The sequence below is a fragment of the Nocardia paucivorans NBRC 100373 genome (assembly GCF_000308675.1).
In the GTDB taxonomy this organism is placed as follows: Bacteria; Actinomycetota; Actinomycetes; order Mycobacteriales; family Mycobacteriaceae; genus Nocardia; species Nocardia paucivorans.
In genome coordinates this window covers 25,382-44,499 of the sequence record NZ_BAGE01000031.1, presented here as the reverse complement: position 1 = coordinate 44,499, position 19,118 = coordinate 25,382, and the positions used below count along the sequence as shown (strand labels likewise).

15 protein-coding genes are annotated in these 19,118 nt (G+C 67.5%); 9 read left to right on the top strand and 6 right to left on the bottom strand.

Going from position 1 to position 19,118, the window contains the following annotated elements:
* Positions 1–352: 352 nt before the first annotated feature.
* Complete coding sequence (locus ON32_RS07505; protein ID WP_040789948.1) at positions 353–1,168, top strand: DUF6551 family protein; 816 nt, start codon at positions 353–355, stop codon at positions 1,166–1,168.
* 189 nt (positions 1,169–1,357) lie between these two features.
* On the opposite strand, the gene glnA (ON32_RS07500) is transcribed toward ON32_RS07505, so the two are convergent.
* Positions 1,358–2,794, bottom strand: a complete 1,437-nt coding sequence (gene glnA / locus ON32_RS07500; protein WP_040789946.1) for a type I glutamate--ammonia ligase — start codon at positions 2,792–2,794, stop codon at positions 1,358–1,360.
* A gap of 294 nt (positions 2,795–3,088) precedes the next feature.
* Between glnA (ON32_RS07500) and ON32_RS07495 the strand changes: the two genes are divergently transcribed.
* Complete coding sequence (locus ON32_RS07495; protein WP_040789944.1) at positions 3,089–3,544, top strand: RDD family protein; 456 nt, start codon at positions 3,089–3,091, stop codon at positions 3,542–3,544.
* Between the two features lie 13 nt (positions 3,545–3,557).
* Here ON32_RS07495 and ON32_RS07490 read toward each other — a convergent pair whose 3' ends face one another.
* Positions 3,558–4,295 carry a DUF4191 domain-containing protein gene (locus ON32_RS07490; protein WP_040789942.1) on the bottom strand — a complete coding sequence of 246 codons (738 nt, stop codon included), beginning with the start codon at positions 4,293–4,295 and terminating at the stop codon, positions 3,558–3,560.
* Positions 4,296–4,441: 146 nt separating this feature from the next.
* Between ON32_RS07490 and ON32_RS07485 the strand changes: the two genes are divergently transcribed.
* Genes ON32_RS07485 through ON32_RS07475 form a run of 3 tightly spaced genes read left to right on the top strand, consistent with a single transcriptional unit; the run spans position 4,442 to position 8,459 of the window.
* Entirely contained in the window at positions 4,442–6,118 is a 1,677-nt protein-coding gene (locus ON32_RS07485) for a CocE/NonD family hydrolase (RefSeq protein WP_040789940.1), read from the top strand.
* A complete protein-coding gene (locus ON32_RS07480; RefSeq protein WP_040789938.1) occupies positions 6,115–7,509 on the top strand; it encodes a M20/M25/M40 family metallo-hydrolase in 1,395 nt (464 codons plus the stop codon). The genes ON32_RS07485 and ON32_RS07480 overlap by 4 nt, the downstream gene beginning before the upstream one ends.
* Positions 7,506–8,459: an alpha/beta hydrolase gene (locus ON32_RS07475; protein WP_083874169.1), complete on the top strand. Its 954-nt coding sequence runs from the start codon at positions 7,506–7,508 to the stop codon at positions 8,457–8,459. Before ON32_RS07480 ends, ON32_RS07475 begins: the two co-directional genes overlap by 4 nt.
* A gap of 347 nt (positions 8,460–8,806) precedes the next feature.
* Here ON32_RS07475 and ON32_RS07470 read toward each other — a convergent pair whose 3' ends face one another.
* The 4 genes from ON32_RS07470 to ON32_RS07455 form a co-directional block, all read right to left on the bottom strand.
* Entirely contained in the window at positions 8,807–9,118 is a 312-nt protein-coding gene (locus ON32_RS07470) for a PepSY domain-containing protein (protein WP_040789936.1), read from the bottom strand.
* Between the two features lie 343 nt (positions 9,119–9,461).
* Positions 9,462–12,473 carry a bifunctional [glutamine synthetase] adenylyltransferase/[glutamine synthetase]-adenylyl-L-tyrosine phosphorylase gene (locus tag ON32_RS07465; protein WP_040789934.1) on the bottom strand — a complete coding sequence of 1,004 codons (3,012 nt, stop codon included), beginning with the start codon at positions 12,471–12,473 and terminating at the stop codon, positions 9,462–9,464.
* 47 nt (positions 12,474–12,520) lie between these two features.
* Positions 12,521–13,858, bottom strand: coding sequence for a type I glutamate--ammonia ligase (gene glnA / locus ON32_RS07460; RefSeq protein WP_040789933.1), 1,338 nt, complete (start codon positions 13,856–13,858; stop codon positions 12,521–12,523).
* Positions 13,859–13,930: 72 nt separating this feature from the next.
* Positions 13,931–15,475, bottom strand: a complete 1,545-nt coding sequence (locus ON32_RS07455; protein WP_040789931.1) for an alpha/beta hydrolase — start codon at positions 15,473–15,475, stop codon at positions 13,931–13,933.
* Positions 15,476–15,703: 228 nt separating this feature from the next.
* Here ON32_RS07455 and panB point away from each other — a divergent pair, with 228 nt between their 5' ends.
* The 4 genes from panB (at position 15,704) to ON32_RS07435 (ending at position 19,037) form a co-directional block, all read left to right on the top strand.
* Complete coding sequence (panB, locus tag ON32_RS07450) at positions 15,704–16,561, top strand: 3-methyl-2-oxobutanoate hydroxymethyltransferase (protein WP_040789929.1); 858 nt, start codon at positions 15,704–15,706, stop codon at positions 16,559–16,561.
* Positions 16,562–16,750: 189 nt separating this feature from the next.
* Positions 16,751–17,194 carry a hypothetical protein gene (locus tag ON32_RS07445; protein ID WP_040789927.1) on the top strand — a complete coding sequence of 148 codons (444 nt, stop codon included), beginning with the start codon at positions 16,751–16,753 and terminating at the stop codon, positions 17,192–17,194.
* A 2-nt stretch (positions 17,195–17,196) separates the two neighbouring features.
* Positions 17,197–18,165 (top strand): prolyl aminopeptidase, encoded by a 969-nt coding sequence (gene pip / locus ON32_RS07440; RefSeq protein WP_040789925.1) that lies wholly within the window; start codon positions 17,197–17,199, stop codon positions 18,163–18,165.
* Complete coding sequence (locus ON32_RS07435; RefSeq protein ID WP_040789923.1) at positions 18,162–19,037, top strand: CHAD domain-containing protein; 876 nt, start codon at positions 18,162–18,164, stop codon at positions 19,035–19,037. The genes pip and ON32_RS07435 overlap by 4 nt, the downstream gene beginning before the upstream one ends.
* Positions 19,038–19,118: the final 81 nt, after the last annotated feature.

Here is a 19,118-nt window from a genome sequence, read left to right as displayed (position 1 = left end):
CAGTCGACCCCATACGGTTGTACCCACTATTGACAATGCGTTCGTCGGCAACGCGCCTCTCCCCGCGGCGACAGGATCGATATCGAGCTCGGCATCGGAGTCGAACACGCGCGGCGATTCATCCCGGAAACCCGACGGCACCGATCCTGCGCTCGCATCGTCGACAGCACCGGACATCGCATTCGACATCGGCGGTCCGACCCGCAAGACCCGGCACCGGGAGCACATGCGCACCGCCGCAGCGCAATGACCTCCAATTCCTCTGGACATGAAATATTGCCCAGGCCAACGGATTTTCCTGGCCTGATAGGAAGTTGCTCCGGCGGGGTGTGAGCGAGCAGGTGGGAACAAGATGGACAAGAGGTTCGAGCGGATCAGGGTGGGGGATCTCACCGTCGACCCATCGATGGACACCGGGCGTCTCTACATGCAGCGCGAGGAAATCGCTGCCCGGACCGCGCGGATCACCCAGGACTGGGATGTGGAAAAGCTTCTCCCGGCCCTGGTCGCGAAACGGGCCGACGGCCGACTGGTGATCATCGACGGTCAGCACGGCAACCAGGCGTGCATTGCCAAAGAAGGCCCCGACTTCCTGCGGGACACAATGGTTTACGAAGGCCTGACCATCCAGCAGGAGGCCAAGCTCTTCCTCGCCGCCAACAAGCGTCGCAAGCCGGTCGGACCGTTCGACAATTTCCGGGTCTCCCTGACGGCCGGCGACCCCATAGCGATTCGGGTCGACGAGGAAGCGCGATCCCTGGGCAACGACCTCCAAGTGGTAGCCGCCCCGAGCACGAACCGAGTCGGCGCCGTCCAGGCCCTCCTGGCAATGGGCAAGAAGCCCGGAATGGTCGCCCGAGTATTGAAGATAGTCAGCGGAGCATGGGGGCGCGACGCCGGCACCTGGGACAATATCGTCCTACGAGCGGTGGCCATGGTCCTCGACCGGCCCGGAAACCGGGAACTCGCAGACGATGCGCGACTCGTCAAGGTATCGAAGGGCGGAGGCCCGCCGGCCATCTGGCAGCAGAACGCGGTGCGCCAACGGCAAAGCGGTGGCGGCTCGGCGCCCCGCTCGACGCCGATGGCGCAGCAGATCGTCCAGGATTACAACATGGGCCTCGACCGCGACCGGATGTTGCCGACCGGCCGACCCAAAAAGGCATGACCGGCTCCGAGTAGGTCCACGTCACAGCGAACTCGGACGGAATCGCGGCCGAACACGGACGAGTCCACCCGTTTCGCAATCGGTGAAGTGATCGCGAAACGGATGGACTCGCTTGTCGCTACTGCGGACGCATTGCGGACAGAGGGCGGTTCGTGAGCACTCTGCCGCAGGTCGGACCGCCGAAACGGCTTACACGTCGAAGTACAGCTCGAACTCGTACGGATGCGGCCGCAGGTTGACCGGGGCGATCTCGTTCTCCCGCTTGAGGGTGATCCAGGTCTCGATCAGGTCCTCGGTGAAGACATTGCCCTCGGTGAGGTACTCGTGGTCGGCCTCCAAGCGGTCGATGACCGACGCCAGGTTGGTGGGGGCCTGCGGAATGTTCTTGGCCTCCTCCGGCGGCAGCTCGTAGAGGTCCTTGTCGACCGGGGCCAGCGGCTCGATCTTCTTCTTGATGCCGTCCAGGCCGGCCATCAGCATGGCGGCGAAGGCCAGGTACGGGTTGCCCGAGGAGTCGGGGGCGCGGAACTCGATGCGCTTGGCCTTCGGGTTGTTGCCGGTGACCGGGATACGGACCGCGGCGGAGCGGTTGCGCTGCGAGTACACCAGGTTGATCGGGGCCTCGTAGCCGGGGACCAGGCGGTGGTAGGAGTTCACGGTGGGGTTGGTGAACGCCAGCAGCGACGGGGCGTGGTGCAGGATGCCGCCGATGTAGTGGCGGGCCAGGTCCGACAGGCCGCCGTAGCCGGCCTCGTCGTGGAACAGCGGCTTACCGTCCTTCCACAGCGACTGGTGCACGTGCATACCCGAGCCGTTGTCACCGAAGAGCGGCTTCGGCATGAAGGTGACGGTCTTGCCCTCGGCCCACGCGGTGTTCTTGACGATGTACTTGAACAGCTGCAGATCGTCGGCCGCGTGCAACAGGGTGTTGAACTTGTAGTTGATCTCGGCCTGACCGGCGGTGCCGACCTCATGGTGGCCGCGCTCCAGCTCGAAACCGGCGTTCTGCAGGTTGGTGGAGATCTTGTCGCGCAGGTCCACGTAGTGGTCGTAGGGAGCCACGGGGAAGTAGCCGCCCTTGTTGCGGACCTTGTAGCCGCGGTTCAGGCTGCCGTCCGGGTTGAGCTCGGAGCCGGTGTTCCAGGAACCGGAGACGGACTCGATCTTGTAGAACGCGCCGTTCATGGCCGAGTCGTAGCGGATCGAGTCGAAGATGTAGAACTCCGCCTCGGGGCCGAAGAACGCGGTGTCGGCGATACCGGTGGAGCGCAGGTACTCCTCCGCCTTGCGGGCGATATTGCGCGGGTCGCGGGAGTAGGCCTCACGGGTGAAGGGGTCGTGCACGAAGAAGTTCATGTTGAGCGTCTTCGCGGCCCGGAACGGGTCCAGCCGTGCGGTGCTGTAGTCGGGCAGCAGCAGCATGTCGGACTCGTCGATGGACTGGAAGCCACGCACCGAGGAACCATCGAACGCCAGGCCGTCCTCAGCAAGGTCGGCGGTGAACGCCTTCGCCGGGATGGAGAAGTGCTGCTGCACACCGGGCAGGTCGCTGAAACGGATGTCGACGTACTCGACCTCCTCGTCGGCGATGTACTTGATGACCTCGTCGGCCGTGCTGAACGTCACTTAGTTCTCCTTATAGGAATCAGGTTCCCCAGCCAGTATCGAGTGCAGGGCGTCGCGAATCGACGCTATGGACGTGGTGTTTCCCGGTCGTCAAGTCCATGTTTCGCCGGTGTTACACGTGTCGTGGCGGAGGTGTCGCCGGCCACGTAGTGGTGTAAGAACCATTCGTCGAGCGCACCAGAAACTCTATCGCGGGTGCATGCGGTGGTGATACAGCACACGAGGGCCTTGTCGTGCCGGTCGCGGACCCGCGCCGGTCCGAATGCCGTCGAGTCGGCCGCCTATCCTGGGCACATGGCACGTATCACCGGATCATGGCTTTCCGGACCCTCCGCCGATCCCGGTGATTCGGCGAACGGAACCTACGCGGGCGAGCTGTTGGGGCTGCCGCGCGAGGGCGTCGGCTCACTGGCCGGGACGGCGCGGCGTATCGGAGCCCTGTTCGTCGACTGGATGATCGCGCTCGGCATCTCCGCCCTCATCGTGCAGGGCGGGGCGGTATCGCAGCTGACGCTGCTCGTGTGGGCGCTGATCGGGATCGGCGCGGTGACCCTGTTCGGGTTCACCCCCGGACAGTACTTCCTGCGGTTGCGGGTGATCCGGGTGGACGCGGCGGAGCCGGTGGGATTCATCCGGGCATTGGCCCGACAGATCCTACTGGCGTTCGTGGTACCGGCCCTGTTCACCGACGCGGACGGACGCGGTATGCACGACCAGGCCACCGGTACCGCCGTGGTGCGCGCCCGCTGAGCGGACCGCGAGCTCAGCGACGGCGGATGGTGCGCTGCACACCCCGCATCTTGGCACCGGTCGGCAGCGGGCCCTTCGGCATCGCCGGGCCGCCCCGGCGGGAGCTGAGGGCGCTCAACCGTCCCTCGATCTGGTCCATCCGCTTGGTGTCGATATTGCGCGGCAGTTTGGTGAGGTGGCGTTGCAGGTTCTTCAACGGCACCTGCCCCTCCTCGTTACCGATGATCACGTCGTAGATCGGGGTGTCGCCGATGAGGCGGGCGGTGCGCTTCTTCTCCTGCGCCAGCAGCGACCGAACCCGCTGCGGGGAGCCCTCGGCGACGAAGATGACACCCGGCAGGCCGATCACCCGATGCACCACATCCAGCTGGGTGGTGGCGGCGACACCATTGCTCACCCGCCATTTGCCCTGCAAATTGTCCAGGACCCAGGCCGCGGCGCCGGCCTGGCCCTCGGCCCGGCGGTAGACGGTGCTCTGCACCCGGCGACCGAAGATGATGAACGCGAACAGCACGCCGAGCAGTAGCCCCAGCGGCAGCATGAACCACTGCAGGCCGAAGACGAAACCGATCCCGACCAGGACGGCCGTGGTGACGACCAGTGCGCCGATCATCAGCGGCAGCAGCAGTTTGTCTTCCTTGCGCTGCATCTGGAACGCCTGCCAGAGCTGCTGACGACGTTCCTTCGATTGCTTCTTGCGCGCCGCTTTCGCCGCGGCTTTCGCCTCTTTGTCGGGCTTACCTGCTGCCATGGTTCCCAGAATAGTTGCCGTGGGACACGGTCCGATGCATGGGACGAACCCGCTCACCTCGCCCCGTACCGCGACCCGATCTCGCGGCGTCCCCGGTTTCTGGGTCTGGACGGAATGGCCCCGCACCCCCGATAGTCCATGGAGTGATGTCACGATTATCTGTGCCGCGCGGGCTGGTGCTGCTGCTCGGGCTCGTCACCGTGCTCGCCGTCGCGACGCCGTTCGCCGTTCGGTACGCGCCCCCGGCGCAGGCGCAACTGCCGTTCCGCTGGTGGCAGGAGTTCTTCGACTCCACCGACGGGGTGCGGATGCACGCCGATGTACTGCGACCGCTGGGGCTCGCCGACGACGTCCGCACCCCGGTGATCCTGACCGTGAGCCCGTACCGGGCGCACGGCGGGTACATCGCCGAACCGCGGCTCGAGGGCGGACCGACGGTGGTCGACCTCGATGTGGAGAAGTTCCTTCGGGCCGGATACACCTATGTCATCGCCGACCTGCGCGGATTCGGGGGGTCGTCGGGGTGTCCGGACTACGGCGGGCCGGGGGAACGCTCGGATGTGAAGACCGCGGTGGAGTGGGCGGCGAGCCAACCGTGGTCCACCGGGAAGGTGGGGTTGGCCGGTCTCTCCTACGAGGGGCGTGCCGCCTTGATGGGCCTGGTGACCAAACCGAAAGGACTGGCGGCCGTCGCATCGTTCGCGCCCACCGCCGACCCTTACTCCTATGCCTATATGCAGGGAATTCCCTGGCGCTTCGCCATCAAGCCGGTCAGCGAACGCGGGGTGCGACCGGGTTATCTGGTGGGATACGAGCATTCCCTCATCGCCGCCCTGCCCGGCCATCCCACCGACCCGCCCGAGTACCACGCCAATGTGGCGAGTATCTCGGTCGACTGCTATGCCGAGTACGCGAAACAGATCATGAACCCCGACGGCAACACCGCGTTCTGGCGAGACCGAAATCTGATCCCCATGATGGCGGGTAACACCATTCCCCTGTTCCTCGGTCAGGGCTTCAGCGATTTCAACACCCGGCCCTGGAAGGTGTTCGACGTGTGGAAGGTGCAGGGCCCCGGGGAGCACAAGGCGTGGTTCGGGATGTGGGGGCACCGCGACTGTCACGAACCGTGCGGCGGTCCCGACTTCAACCCCGAAATCCTCGCCTTCTTCGACCGGCATGTGGCCGGACGTGATGTGACGGTTCCCGGACCGCGGGTCTCCGTCGGGCGTTCCGACGGCGCGTGGCGTTCGGAGCAGAGCTGGCCGCCCTCGGACGCGGTGCGCGTCCCGATCCCGCTGCGCACCGGCCGCTATATGGATCGAGGGCTGCCCCCCGGCCCCGATCGGGAGATCTGGACGGTGTCGGAGCCGCTGCCGCGGGATATGCACCTGTCCGGGCTGCCGACGGCGACCGTGCGGGCGAACGGCCCCGCGAACGCCACCGTCGCGATCGAGGTCTACGACATCTCCCCGAACAACACCGGGATCGCTGTCACCCGAGGTATCGCCCCGGTGTCGGAGACCGCGCGGATCGAGTTGACCGGCCACGACTGGCTGATCCCGGCGGGGCACCGACTGGGGGTGAAGATCACCGATGTGGTGGACGACCAGTGGGCGCACACCCCGGTCTTCGCGCCGGTGAACGTGGAGGCGGCCGAGCTCGAACTGCCGGTGTTGCGCACGGTCCGGCCGGCCGACCTGCCGAGTGGGCTCACCCCCAAACAGCACGAGCAGCTCGGGAAACAGACCGTCGCCCTCGACCCGGCGATACTGGACAATGCGAGGGTGCCTTTGAACCTGAACGATCTCACCGTCCGATGACCGGTCACATCACCCCCGTCGACGCCGAGACCGCCGAACGGTTGGCGACGGCACTGCGCTGCGCCACGGTCTCGCGGGAGGATCCCGCCGACACCGACGACGCGGAGTTCGCGCGACTGGCCGAGCACCTGGAACGGTCCTTCCCCCGCGTGCACGCCGAACTGGAACTGGAGCGTTTCGGCCACAGCAGGCTCTACACCTGGCGCGGAGTCGACCCCTCGCGGACGGCGGCGATCCTGCTCGCCCACCAGGATGTGGTCCCCGCCGACGAATCGCGGGGCTGGACCCATCCCCCGTTCGCGGGTGTGGTCGACGAGGAGTTCATCTGGGGACGCGGCGCGATCGACGACAAGAGCAGGATGATCGCGATCCTGGAGGCGGTGGAGTCGGCGTTGGCCGACGGAGTGCGTCCCCGGCACACCGTGTACCTGGCGTTCGGCCACGACGAGGAGGTGTTCGGCACCGAGGGGGCGGTGCGAATGGCGCGTCGGCTGCGCGAGGCCGGGGTGCGGGCCGATCTGCTGCTGGACGAGGGCGGGGTGATCACCGAGGGCGTCGCCGACGGAATCCGGCGGCCGGTGGCGACGATCATGCTGGGTGAGAAAGGATACGCCACGGTGCGGCTGACCGTCACCGAAACGGGTGGACATTCCTCCATGCCGGACGGGCCGACCGCGGTGGGCCGCTTGGCCCGGGCCGTGCACCGGATCCAGGAGCATCCGATGCCGCTGCGGGTGACACCCGTGGTGTTCGACATGCTGGCCCGGCTGCGTCCGGCCATGCCCGCCGCGCGCCGGCGGCTGCTGCGATTCGCTCGGGCCGCCACCCCCGTCATCCTGCGGATCATGGCCATGCGACCGCAGACCGAGGCACTGGTGCGCACCACCACCGCCCCGACGGTGATCCGGGGCGGGGTGAAGGCGAACGTGCTGCCCCAGCACGCCGAGGCGCTGGTCAATTTCCGCATTCTGCCCGGCGACTCGGTGGCGGATGTGCTCACCCACTGCCGGAAGGCGGTGCGCGACGAGCGGGTGCGGATCGAGGTCGTCGGGATGGCGTCGGAACCGTCCCCGGTGGAGCGGCCGGGCCCCGAGTTCGCGCTGATCGCAGACCTGGCCGAGACCGTCGTACCAGGGATCGCGATCACCACCGGCCTGGTCCCCGGCGCGACCGATTCCCGGCATTACCACGACCTGGCCGGCACCCGCTGTAATTTCGCCCCGATCCTGCTCACCCAACAGGACCTGGAGCGGATCCATGGAACCGACGAACGACTGTCGCGGGTGAACTACGCTCGACTCATCGATTTCAACCGGCGGCTCGTCGACCGTCTCGCGGCGACAACCGAACCGCCGGCCGCGACACTTCAGCACACGGGAGCCGAGGGATGAGCGATCGGGAGACACCGGAGTCCGAAACCGCCGCCGAGGAGCAGGCGGTGAGCGCCGCACCCACCTCGGGAACCGACGCGACCCCGGCCGGCGCCGAGTCGGCTTCCCCTTCCGGTCGTGCGGACACCGGCACCTTCGACAGCGCCGGCACCCGAATCGTGTGGCGCGCCTGGCTGCCCGAGCAAGATATTCGCGGGGTTATCGCCCTGTCGCACGGCGCGGCCGAACACTCGGGCCGATACGAGCACGTGGCGAAGCGGTTGAACGAGGCCGGTTTCGCGGTGTACGCGCTGGATCACGCCGGTCACGGCGGCTCGGGTGGGGCCCGCGCCAATATCGGGTCGATCGATAATGCCGCGGACAATACGGCCCGCCTGCTCGACCTGGCGGGACAGGCGGCGCCCGGGGTGCCGCGGTTCGTGCTCGGGCATTCGATGGGCGCGCTGATCGTGCTTCATCTGGCGACTCGGGCCCCACTCGACGCGGCCGGGATCGTGGTCTCGGCGCCGCCGCTGGACATTCCGCTGGGCAATTCCGTGCAGCGACTGGCCGCATCGGCGCTGAGCCGACTGGCGCCGAATATCGGCGTGCTGAAACTGGATTCGGCGGATATCAGCCGCGATCCGGCCGTGGTCGCCGCCTATGACAACGACCCGCTGGTGTTCCGCGGCAAACTACCCGCCCGCACCGCCGTCGAAGTCCTGCTCACCGCCGCCACGGTGCGCGAGCGCCTGGACCGGCTGACGGTGCCGACCCTGGCCATGCACGGCACCGCCGACGCCATCGCCGCACCATCGAGCATCGACCGGATCGAATCGGGCGCGGGGACTTCCGATCTCACCATTCGCCGCTACGAGGGCCTCTACCACGAGATCTTCAACGATCCGGAACGCGACCGAGTGCTCTCGGATGTGGTCGACTGGCTGCTGGGTCATATCCCCACGAATTGAGATCCCCACGAATCGAGCGGGCCACTCGGTCGGCGGTTCGTGCAGTGATCCCGGACCGTTGGTCGGGTGTGGATCGCCATCGTGAACTGGTTCAAGGACGCGACCGGGAGCTCGGATCCGTACTTCTGATCGTATGCCCTGCTCGACCGGTGTGGTGGGTGGTCCCTTACGACCCACCGCCATCTGCAGAGTGTGGTGCGCCGATGCGGCAGGAGAACGATCGACGTGGGGCCGGCGCAACTGTACGAGGTGCCACCCCGTTCCGGCGGTGGAAACGGCACTCGAGAACAAGCCGGGCGACCATGTACTGCCACCGCGGCGACCCGGTGAGCCCGGCAACCGGTATCTCAATCGTCATCCGGCTCGATCGACAGCACCGTGGCGGAGTTCATATCGACCATCACCTCGTATTGGGCGCCGTCGCGGGTGCGCGCGTCCACTTCCCACTTGGGGGCGCCGTCGGTGAGGTCGATTTCGATGGACTCGACCGTCGCTCCCGTCAATACCTGCCGCGCCCCCTCCCACGTCTGCTGTTGTTCCTCGGGCGTCGGCTGGGCAGCGGCCAACGCACCACCGCTGCCGACGAGGACCGCCGCGAAAGCCGTGCCCGCCCCCAACCGGCGCAGCCCACCGTTGCGGTAACCGCTGGTGAGAGCCATCGAAACCTCCTTCTCGTGTCGGTGCTCGGACTCCCGACAGGTTTTCCGGCAGGACCGAGTCCTGTGCTGGTCGGGCCCACTTCACCAGGGAACTACCCTCGGGCGCGGCCGATATGCACCCGTTGCATATCGGAGACGAATATCGGTGCGGGCGGCAAACCATTCGTTCACTGCCGGCGGCGAAACGGCGCTCGACGCCGAACATCACCGGCCCGCGCCGATCCGATGCGAAGACCGGGCCGTGCCGGCATCGACGCTGCCGAAAGGTCGGGGCGCCGGCCACCATCGCGCCCCCGGTGACGGCCGGCCGGACGGGTTCCGCCCAAGCGGGACGAACGCGGGCTCAGGTTCCGAAAACCCGCTCCACCACCGCCCGCGCACGCCGGGTGACCCGCAGATAGTTGTCGAGGAACTCACCGCCGTCGGTACCGGACCAGCCCGCGACCCGGGCCACCGCCGACAGGGTGCGGCCGGGTCCGGGAAGTTGGTCGGTGGGTTTGCCCCGAACCAGCACCAGCGCATTACGGGCGGCGGTCACGGTGAGCCACGCCTGCCGGAGCCGATGCACGTCCTCGGCGTCGAGCAGGCCGTGACGCTCGATGACACCCAACGATTCGAGGGTGGAGGTGTTGTGCAGTTCCGGCACCTCGTGCGCATGCCGCAACTGCAACAGCTGCACCGTCCACTCGATATCGGCGAGCCCACCGCGGCCGAGTTTGGTGTGTGTGGCAGGGTCGGCGCCGCGGGGCAGCCGCTCGGAATCCACCCGGGCCTTGATGCGACGGATCTCACGGACCGCTTCGGCGGAGACACCGCCGGCCGGGTAGCGCACCGGGTCGATGGTGTGCAGGAAGCGAATGCCGAGGTCCGAATCACCGGCCACCTGGTGGGCGCGCAACAGGGCCTGCACTTCCCACGGCTGCGCCCACTGACTGTAATAGGCGTTGTAGGAGGCCAGGGTGCGCACCATCGGACCGCTGCGGCCCTCGGGACGCAGTCCGGTGTCCACTTCCAGTGGCGGGTCGGTGCTGGGGGCGCCGAGCAGCTGCCGCACCTGTTCGGCGACACCGGTGGCCCATTTCACGGCCGCCGCCTCGTCCGCGCCGGGACGCGGATCGCAGACGAACAGCACATCGGCGTCGGAACCGTAACCCAGTTCCCGACCGCCGAGGCGGCCCATCCCGATTACCGCCATGGCGGCGGGCGCGGGCTCACCGGTTCGGGCCTCGTGCGCGCGGATCACCGCCCGCAATGCCGCGTCCAACACCGCCACCCACACCGAGGACAGGGCCTCACACACCTGGGGCACGTCGAGCAGGCCGAGCAGGTCCGCCGACGCGACCCGCGCCAGTTCGTGCCGCCGCAGCGAACGAGCCGCCGCCACCGCGCGTTTCGGATCCTCGTAGCGGGCGGCGGCGGTGCGGATGCCCTTGGCCACCTCCGCCGGCTGGGTGCGCAACAGCAGCGGTCCGTCCGGACCGTCGGCGTACATACGGATGGTTTCGGGGGCGTTGATGAGCAGATCCGGCAGATACGCCGAGGAGCCGAGAACGATCATCAATCGCTGCCCGACCGCGCCCTCGTCCCGCAATACCCGCAGATACCAGTCCATATCCGCCAGGCCCTCGGACACCCGTCGGTAGGCGAGCAGACCGGCGTCCGGGTCGGGAGTGTCGCCCAGCCATTCCAGCAGGGTCGGCAGCAGCAGCGCCTGAATGCGCCCCTTACGGGAGACACCGCCGGTGAGCGCGCGCAGATGGCCGAGCGCGTGTTCGGGTGCGGCGTAACCGAGGGCGGCGAGCTGGCGCACGGCGGCGTCGGGGCCCAACCGCAGCGCGTCGGGTTCCAGCCGCGCCACCGATTCCAGCAGCGGCCGGTAGAACAGCCGGGCGTGCAGGCGCCGCACCCGGGCGGTGGTGCGCCGGATCTCGGTGCGCAACACCCCGGCGGAGTTCTGTTTGCCGTCGGGTCGGATATTCGCGGCGCGAGCCAACCAGCGCATGCCCTCCTCGTCGTCGGAGGCAGGCAGGGTGTGGGTGCGTTTGAGCCGCTGCAGTTGCAGCCGGTGTTCCAATAGCCGCAGGAATTCGTAGGAGGCGGTGAGGTTGGCGGCGTCCTCGCGGCCGATATAGCCCCGCTCGGCCAATGCCGCCAAGGCCTCCACGGTGCCCGCCACATGCAGGGATTCGTCCACCCGGCCGTGCACCAATTGCAGTAGCTGCACGGCGAATTCCACATCGCGCAGGCTGCCGTGACCCAGTTTGAGTTCGCGATCGCGCAGCTCCTCGGGAACCAGGTCCTCGACACGACGTCGCATGGCCTGGACATCGGCGACGAAATCCGCACGTTCGGCGGCGGTCCACACCAGCGGATTCACCGCGGCGTGATACTGCCGGCCCAGCTCCAGATCCCCGGTCATCGGACGCGCCTTGAGCAGCGCCTGGAATTCCCAGGTGCGCGCCCAACGCTGGTAGTAGGCCAGATGCGAGTCCAGGGTACGCACCAGCACCCCGGCCTTGCCCTCCGGCCGCAGGGCGGCGTCGACCTCGAAGAAGGCCGACGAGGCCACACTCATCATCTCGGCGGCCAACCGGCCCGCGGTGGCGTCGGCGGGTTCGGCGACGAAAACGACGTCGACATCGCTGACGTAGTTCAGTTCGCAGGCACCGCTTTTGCCCATGGCGATCACCGCCAACCGCACCGGGCACGGCGCGTCCCGGCACACCCGCGCCACCGCCACCGCCAGCGCGGTGGTGAGCGCGGCATCGGCCAGTTCGGTGAGGCGCGCGCAGACCTCCTTGTACCCCAGCACCGGCTCGTTCTCCACGGTCGGCGCCAGGTCCGCAGCCGCCACCAGCATCAATTGATCGCGGTAGTGCTTGCGCAACAAGGACACCACCTCCGGGCCGGATTTCCCGGCGCGGAACAGCATCGGACCGGCATTACGTCCGGTCTCGGGTTCGGCGGCGACCACGGCGAGCAGCTCGGTCAGCATTTCGTCGCGGTCGGGCAGGGTGGGCCTGCGCAGCAGTTCCCACGCGGCGGGGTCGGCCACCAGATGGTCGCCCAGCGCGCTGGACGAACCGATCACCGCGAACAGCCTGCCCCGCAACCGGGTATCGGTGCGCAACGCCGAATCGAGGGCATCCCAATCGCTTCCGAGTCCCTCCCGAAGGCGGACCAGGGTGTTCAACGCCAGATCGGGGTTCGGGGCGCGTGAAAGCGCCCATAGCAGCGGGATCTCCTCGACATCGTCCCAGCCGAGTTCGCGAAGCGATTCGGCCGCCGTCGGCTCGAGCAAACCGAGCCGACCGACACCGGGGACAGCGGAACGGGCAGACGGGGGCCGGGCCATTACTTCAAATTACCCGGCCGGGATGCGTGGACCGGCCGGGCACCGCATCACAGGTCCAGATACTCGCGCAGCTCGAACGCCGTCACCTGGCTGCGGTAGTCGGCCCATTCCCGGCGCTTGTTGCGCAGGAAGAAATCGAAGACGTGTTCACCGAGGGTTTCGGCGACCAACTCCGACCGCTCCATCGCCTGCAGCGCCTCGTCCAGGGTGCCGGGCAGTTCGCGGAAGCCCATGGCCCGACGTTCGGCGGCGGTCAGCGACCACACGTCGTCCTCGGCCTCCGGCGGCAGCTCGTATCCCTTCTCGATCCCACGCAGGCCCGCGGCCAACAGCACCGCGAAGGTCAGGTAGGGGTTGCAGGCCGAATCGGGGCTGCGGATCTCGACCCGCCGCGAGGACGCCTTGTTCGGGGTGTACATCGGCACCCGCACGAGCGCCGAACGGTTGGATCGACCCCAGGACGCGGCGGTCGGCGCCTCGCCACCGTGGATGAGCCGCTTGTAGGAGTTGACCCACTGGTTGGTGATGGCGCTGATCTCGTGGGAGTGTTCGAGGATCCCCGCGATGAACGCCCGCGCGGTCGCCGAGAGGTTGATCGGGTCGTCGGGATCGTGGAAGGCGTTCGACTCACCCTCGAACAGGCTCATATGGGTGTGCATGGCCGAACCCGGATACTGGGCGAACGGCTTGGGCATGAAGGTGGCGCGCACGCCCTCGTCGATGGCGACTTCCTTGATGAGGTAGCGGAAGGTCATCACATTGTCGGCCATGGACAGCGCGTCGGCGTAGCGCAGGTCGATTTCCTGCTGGCCGGGTGCGCCCTCGTGGTGGCTGAACTCCACCGAGATCCCCATCGATTCGAGCGCGTCGATGGCGTGCCGGCGGAAGTTGGGGGCGGAATCGTGCACGGCCTGGTCGAAGAAGCCGCCGTTGTCGGCGGGGACCGGATCGAGGCCGCCAGGGGTGTTCTTCAGCAGGAAGAACTCGATCTCCGGATGCACATAGCAGCTGAACCCGACATCGCCTGCCTTGTTGAGCTGGCGCCGCAACACATGTCGGGGGTCGGCCCACGACGGGGACCCGTCCGGCATGGTGATATCGCAGAACATTCGTGCCGAGTGCTGGTGGCCCTTGCTCGACGACCACGGCAGCACCTGGAACGTCGACGGATCGGGACGGGCGACCATATCGGCCTCCGAGATCCGGGCGAAACCCTCGATGGCCGAACCGTCGAAACCGATACCTTCCTCGAAGGCACCTTCCAATTCGGCCGGGGCGATCGCGACGGATTTGAGATATCCCAAGACGTCGGTGAACCAGAGCCGTACGAAGCGGATATCCCGCTCTTCGAGCGTCCGCAGCACGAATTCCTTCTGGCGATCCATGCCCGCGAGCGTAGGCACCTGGCGTTAAATCCGTGTTACATGGAGTGACTGTGTCGGTATCCGATATCGGATTCAGCAGCGCAGACCCGCCGGCGGCGGTTTCAGTTCGATCAAATATTCGATCACGGCGTCGTTCACACAGGACACTCCCCGGTTCAACACGACGGTATGGCTGTCGCCCTCATAGGTGATGAGCGAGGCGTCGAGCTGCTCGGCCAGTCGCACACCGGCCTGGTAGGGCGTCGCCGGGTCCCCGGTCGTCGACACCACCACCGTCTTCGGCAGACCGGAGACCTCGACCGCACGCGGCAGCCGGGTGTTCGGCACCGGCCAGCTCGCACACACTTCCAAGGCCACGGCTCCCGTGCCCTGACCGTCGTCGAGGAACGGCGCGGCCCGGCGATAGTCGGTGTCCTGGCGCGCCGCCACCGCGCGATCGGTGATCGGCGGATCGTCCACGCACCGGATGGCGTTGAAGGCGTCGAGGATATTGCTGTAGCTGCCGTCGTCGCGGCGACCGTTGTACAGATCGGCCAATCGCAAGAGGGTGTCCCCCCGACCTTCGCGCAGCTCGGTGAGTCCGGCGGTGAGCATCCGCCAGGAACTTTCGCTGTAGAGCGCCTGCTGCACCCCGGTGATGGCGTCACCGTAGCTCAGACCACGCGGATCCGCGGTGCGGACGGGGGTGTCCCGCAGCGGATCGACCAGTTCGCGGAATCGGCGAATCACCTGGGACCGGTCGCTGCCCAGGGGGCACTCCGCGGCGGCCACACAGTAATCGGCATAGGCGTCGAATGCCTTCTGGAATCCCTCGGCCTGCCGCAGCGATTCCGTCACCGGGTCCTGGGTGGGGTCGATGGCACCGTCGAGCACCAGGGCGCGCACCTTGTTCGGGTACTTCTCCGCATATGCCGTGCCGAGCCGGGTGCCATACGAATAGCCCAGGTAGGTGAGTTTCGGATCGCCGAGCACCGCCCGAATGACATCCATGTCCTGCACCACTTCCCGAGTGCCCACATGGGCAAGGAATTCCGCCCCGGTGCGCTCGACACAGCGTTGAGCGTATTCCCGGTTCTCGGCCTCGTCGGCGGCGATCCCCTCCGGGGTGTTCGGCTCCGGCGCCTCGGCGCGTTCGGCGTCGACCTCTTGCGGCGCCAGACATGTGATGGCCGGGATCGAAGCGCCGACACCCCGAGGGTCGAAACCGATCCGATCGAACCGCTGCGCCAGCAGGGTTCCGCCACCGAGAGATATCGTGGACAGCCCGGACAAACCGGGTCCGCCGGGGTTGATCAGCAACGATCCGATGCGCCGCCCTTCCGCCGGCAGGCGGGACAGGGCGATCTGCGCCGTGGCCCCATCCGGCTTCGCATAGTCCACCGGAACGGTGATCCGGGTGCATTCGGCCTTCGGCGCCAGCCGTTCCTGCGGTGCCGTATAGCCGTCGCAGGCTCCCCACTGCGGGATCTGTGTATAGAACCGCATCAACTCGGCCGGAACCGAATCGAGCACCGAGTCCTGTTGGTCACCTCCCCTCGACACACACCCCACCGCGCCTACCCAGCAGAGCACCATCAGCGCCAGAGCCACGGCGGCCGGACCCAGTTTCAACCGCATGGGCTCATATTCCCACTTCGCCCTCACAGCCCTTTCGGGCACCATCGCGCACTGTGGTGGTGTCGATACATGTGAGCACCGGAGCACGGCGGTGGAGGGATACGCGGCGGCACTGTGACCAACCGCACGAGGTACGGCTCTTAAGCGTGTCGACGCAGGGGTGCACACTGGAGGCGTCAACCCGACCCGGGGACCCGCGACGGGCCTCGAGGAGACGAAAGGACGACGATGTCCGAGCCCACGACATCCGAAACCCCTGCCTACGGTGCCGCCCCCACGGCGACACCGACCCGACGTACCACCCGCGTCCACCATCTACAGCAGATGAAGGCGACGGGTGAACGCTGGTCCGTGCTGACCGCCTACGACTACTCCACCGCCCGGCTGTTCGAAGAGGCCGGTATCCCGGTGCTGTTGGTCGGCGACTCCGCCGCCAATGTGGTGTACGGCTACGACACCACCGTGCCGATCACCGCCGATGAACTGATCCCGCTGGTCCGCGGCGTGGTGCGGGGCGCACCGCACGCACTGGTGGTGGCCGACCTGCCGTTCGGCAGCTATGAGCGCTCCCCACAACAGGCATTGGACACCGCTACCCGCTTCCTGAAGGAAGGCGGAGCGCACGCGGTGAAACTGGAAGGCGGAGAGCGGGTCGCCGAACAGATCGCACTGCTCACCGCCGCGGGCATCCCGGTGATGGCACATATCGGCTTCACCCCGCAAAGCGTCAACACCCTCGGTGGCTTCCGCGTACAGGGTCGCGGCGAAGGCGCCGAGGGCCTCATCGCCGATGCCATCGCCGTCCAGGAGGCGGGCGCGTTCTCGGTGGTGATGGAGATGGTGCCCGCCGAGTTGGCGGCCCAGGTGACCCGCAAGCTGACCATTCCGACCATCGGTATCGGCGCGGGCCCCGACTGCGACGCCCAGGTGCTGGTCTGGCAGGACATGGCCGGCTACACCAGTGGACGGACGGCCAAGTTCGTCAAGCGATTCGCCAATGTGGGTGACGAATTGCGCACCGCCGCCGCCGCGTTCGCCGAGGAGGTCCGTCGTGGCACCTTCCCGGCTCCCGAGCACTGCTTCTGACACCCCACCGCCGAACCCGTGAGATGTTCGCGCCGATGACGCGGCCCACCACGGGTTCGGCCCGATACATCCCGTATCGGCCGTCCCGTGAGCCACTCGCCCCTCGACGCATACCACGGGGGCCGATTCCCGGTGGCGGGAAAAATGGCAGACTCGGTGGCGACGTTATCGACTCGAGCAGAGGTACTCATGCGGGAACGCAGTTGGATTTCACGTTGCGCACTGATGGTCGCGGGGGTGTGCGGGGTCGCCGCACTGGCCGCGTGCGGTTCCGGGAGCGATACAGGGGCGGAGTCGACGACCGCCGCGCCGGGCACCGGCGTCTCCTCCTCGCCGCAGACCTCCTCCGCGCCGGAAACATCGGCCCAGGTATCCGAGCAGGCCGCGCGGAACCTCTGCGACATGATGCGCCCGGAGCTGTCCAACTGGCGGGTCCAGGGTCCGACCATCGGCCGGGTGGGGTTGAACGCGATGGTGCACGAATGGGCGCTCACCAACGGCGCCATCAATGGCCAGGTGTTGGCCGACAAGCCTCTGGTGGACCGGGTGACCACCGAGGCATGTCCCGATGTCCGGCAGGAGGCCATCGAGGCACTGGATCTGCCGGACCTGGCCTCGGGGCTGGTGTTCTGACCGTGCGCGGGCTCTATCCGCCGATCGAGCCCCATGCGCAGGGCATGCTGGCGGTCGGGGACGGGCAGTCGGTGTATTGGGAGGTCAGCGGAAACCCGGACGGTAAACCGGTGGTCTTCCTACACGGCGGTCCGGGTGGGGGCACCGACCCGCAACACCGTCGGTTCTTCGATCCCGAGCGGTACCGGATCGTCCTGCTCGACCAGCGGGGATGCGGTAGGTCCACCCCGCATCTGGCCGACGACCCGGATCTGTCGGTCAACACCACCTGGCATCTGGTCTCCGATATCGAGGCGCTGCGCGAATCGCTCGGTATCGATCGGTGGCTGGTGTTCGGTGGTTCCTGGGGCTCCACTCTCGCCCTCGCCTACGCGCAGCGGTATCCCCAACGGGTCACCGAACTGGTGCTGCGCGGGATCTTCCTGCTACGACGCAAGGAGATCGACTGGTATTACAACGGTCTCGCCGGCTATGTCTACCCGGACGAATGGGAGAAATTCCTGGCCCCCGTCCCACCGGCCGAACGTGACGGCGACCTGGTTGAGGCCTATCACCGCCTCCTGCACTCCCTCGACCCCCAGGTCGCCACCGCCGCCGCCGTGGCCTGGTCCACCTGGGAGGCCGCGACCAGTTGGTTGCTTCCACGGCCGGAGCAGGTCGCCGAAAGCGCCGATCCTCGGTTCGCGCTGGCTTTCGCCCGAATCGAGAACCACTATTTCCGCCACGGCGGATTCCTGGAGGAGGGACAGCTCCTCCGAGATGTCGACGTCATCGCCGATATCCCGGGCGTGATCGTGCAGGGACGCCACGATATCGTCTGTCCCGCCGTGAGCGCCTGGGAGCTGCATCGCGCCTGGCCGGGGTCGGTGCTGCACATCGTCGACGATGCCGGACACTCGGCCCAGGAACCGGGAATCATCCACCACCTGGTGGAGGCCACCGACGCCTTCGCCGGCGGGAGCCGAAGATGACCACCGCCGGTGCGGCCCTGACCGAGGCGCTGCGCCACGATATCGATCGGTTGTTCACCGCCGAGCCCGAGGTCCGCGTCGACTCCCCCGATTCGGTGCACCGAATGCGAGTGGCCACCCGACGACTGCGCAGCCTGCTGCGCTCCTACCGACGGATCCTGGAACCCGACCCGGCGACCCGGATGCGCGCCGAGCTGGCCTGGTTGGCCGCGCTCCTGGGCGTCGCCCGGGACGCCGAGGTGCGGGCGCGCCGCTTCGCCGAACTGTTGGAGCGCTACGGCGACCCCGAGACCGCCGGATCCGCGCTCGACTGCGCCCGGCGGCGACTGGTGGCCGCCGAGCGATCCGGCTACGCCGCCGCGCATACCGATATCCTCGCCGCGTTGAACACCGCGCGCTATCGCGAGATGCGGGAAGAACTGTCCCGCTGGCGCACCGAACCGCCATTGCGGAAAGGCGAGCGCGATTCCGATGCCGCGGTTTTCTTCGAATCCGTCCTGCTGCGCGACCGCAAACGAGTGCGCCGGCGAATCCGCGCCGAACCGACCGTGGCGCCGAGCGGACGCATCGAGCTCTTGCACGATATTCGTAAGAGCGCCAAACGATTACGGTATTCCTGCGAGGCGGCGACGCCCGTTCTCGGAGAGTGGGCGGATGCACTGGGCAGGCGCGCCAAAACCCTGCAGACCGTGCTCGGCGACCATCGTGACGCGGTGCAGACGCACGAGGTGATCCTCGCTCGCGCCGCCGAGGCCCGTGCCGCGGGGGAGGACACCACCCTGTTCGGTGTGCTGGCCGATGCCGAGAACACCGCGGCCGGGGCGGCCCTGGCCGACTATCCGGCGGCTGCGGCGGAAATCGATAAGGGTTGACATGGGCCCGCACCCGCAGAGCCGAAAAAAATCGTGCCGGCACCTTTCCGGTGCCGACACGATTCTCCGGGGCGAGGGCGA

Coding starts and splice junctions, on each gene's coding strand:
- ON32_RS07435 (WP_040789923.1), top strand. CDS start 18,162: ATGACCACCGCCGGTGCGGCCCTGACCGAGGCGCTGCGCCACGATATC.
- ON32_RS07455 (WP_040789931.1), bottom strand. CDS start 15,475: ATGCGGTTGAAACTGGGTCCGGCCGCCGTGGCTCTGGCGCTGATGGTG.
- ON32_RS07490 (WP_040789942.1), bottom strand. CDS start 4,295: ATGGCAGCAGGTAAGCCCGACAAAGAGGCGAAAGCCGCGGCGAAAGCG.
- ON32_RS07505 (WP_040789948.1), top strand. CDS start 353: ATGGACAAGAGGTTCGAGCGGATCAGGGTGGGGGATCTCACCGTCGAC.
- glnA (WP_040789933.1), bottom strand. CDS start 13,858: ATGGATCGCCAGAAGGAATTCGTGCTGCGGACGCTCGAAGAGCGGGAT.
- ON32_RS07470 (WP_040789936.1), bottom strand. CDS start 9,118: ATGGCTCTCACCAGCGGTTACCGCAACGGTGGGCTGCGCCGGTTGGGG.
- ON32_RS07480 (WP_040789938.1), top strand. CDS start 6,115: ATGACCGGTCACATCACCCCCGTCGACGCCGAGACCGCCGAACGGTTG.
- ON32_RS07485 (WP_040789940.1), top strand. CDS start 4,442: ATGTCACGATTATCTGTGCCGCGCGGGCTGGTGCTGCTGCTCGGGCTC.
- ON32_RS07475 (WP_083874169.1), top strand. CDS start 7,506: ATGAGCGATCGGGAGACACCGGAGTCCGAAACCGCCGCCGAGGAGCAG.
- ON32_RS07465 (WP_040789934.1), bottom strand. CDS start 12,473: ATGGCCCGGCCCCCGTCTGCCCGTTCCGCTGTCCCCGGTGTCGGTCGG.
- panB (WP_040789929.1), top strand. CDS start 15,704: ATGTCCGAGCCCACGACATCCGAAACCCCTGCCTACGGTGCCGCCCCC.
- ON32_RS07445 (WP_040789927.1), top strand. CDS start 16,751: ATGCGGGAACGCAGTTGGATTTCACGTTGCGCACTGATGGTCGCGGGG.
- ON32_RS07495 (WP_040789944.1), top strand. CDS start 3,089: ATGGCACGTATCACCGGATCATGGCTTTCCGGACCCTCCGCCGATCCC.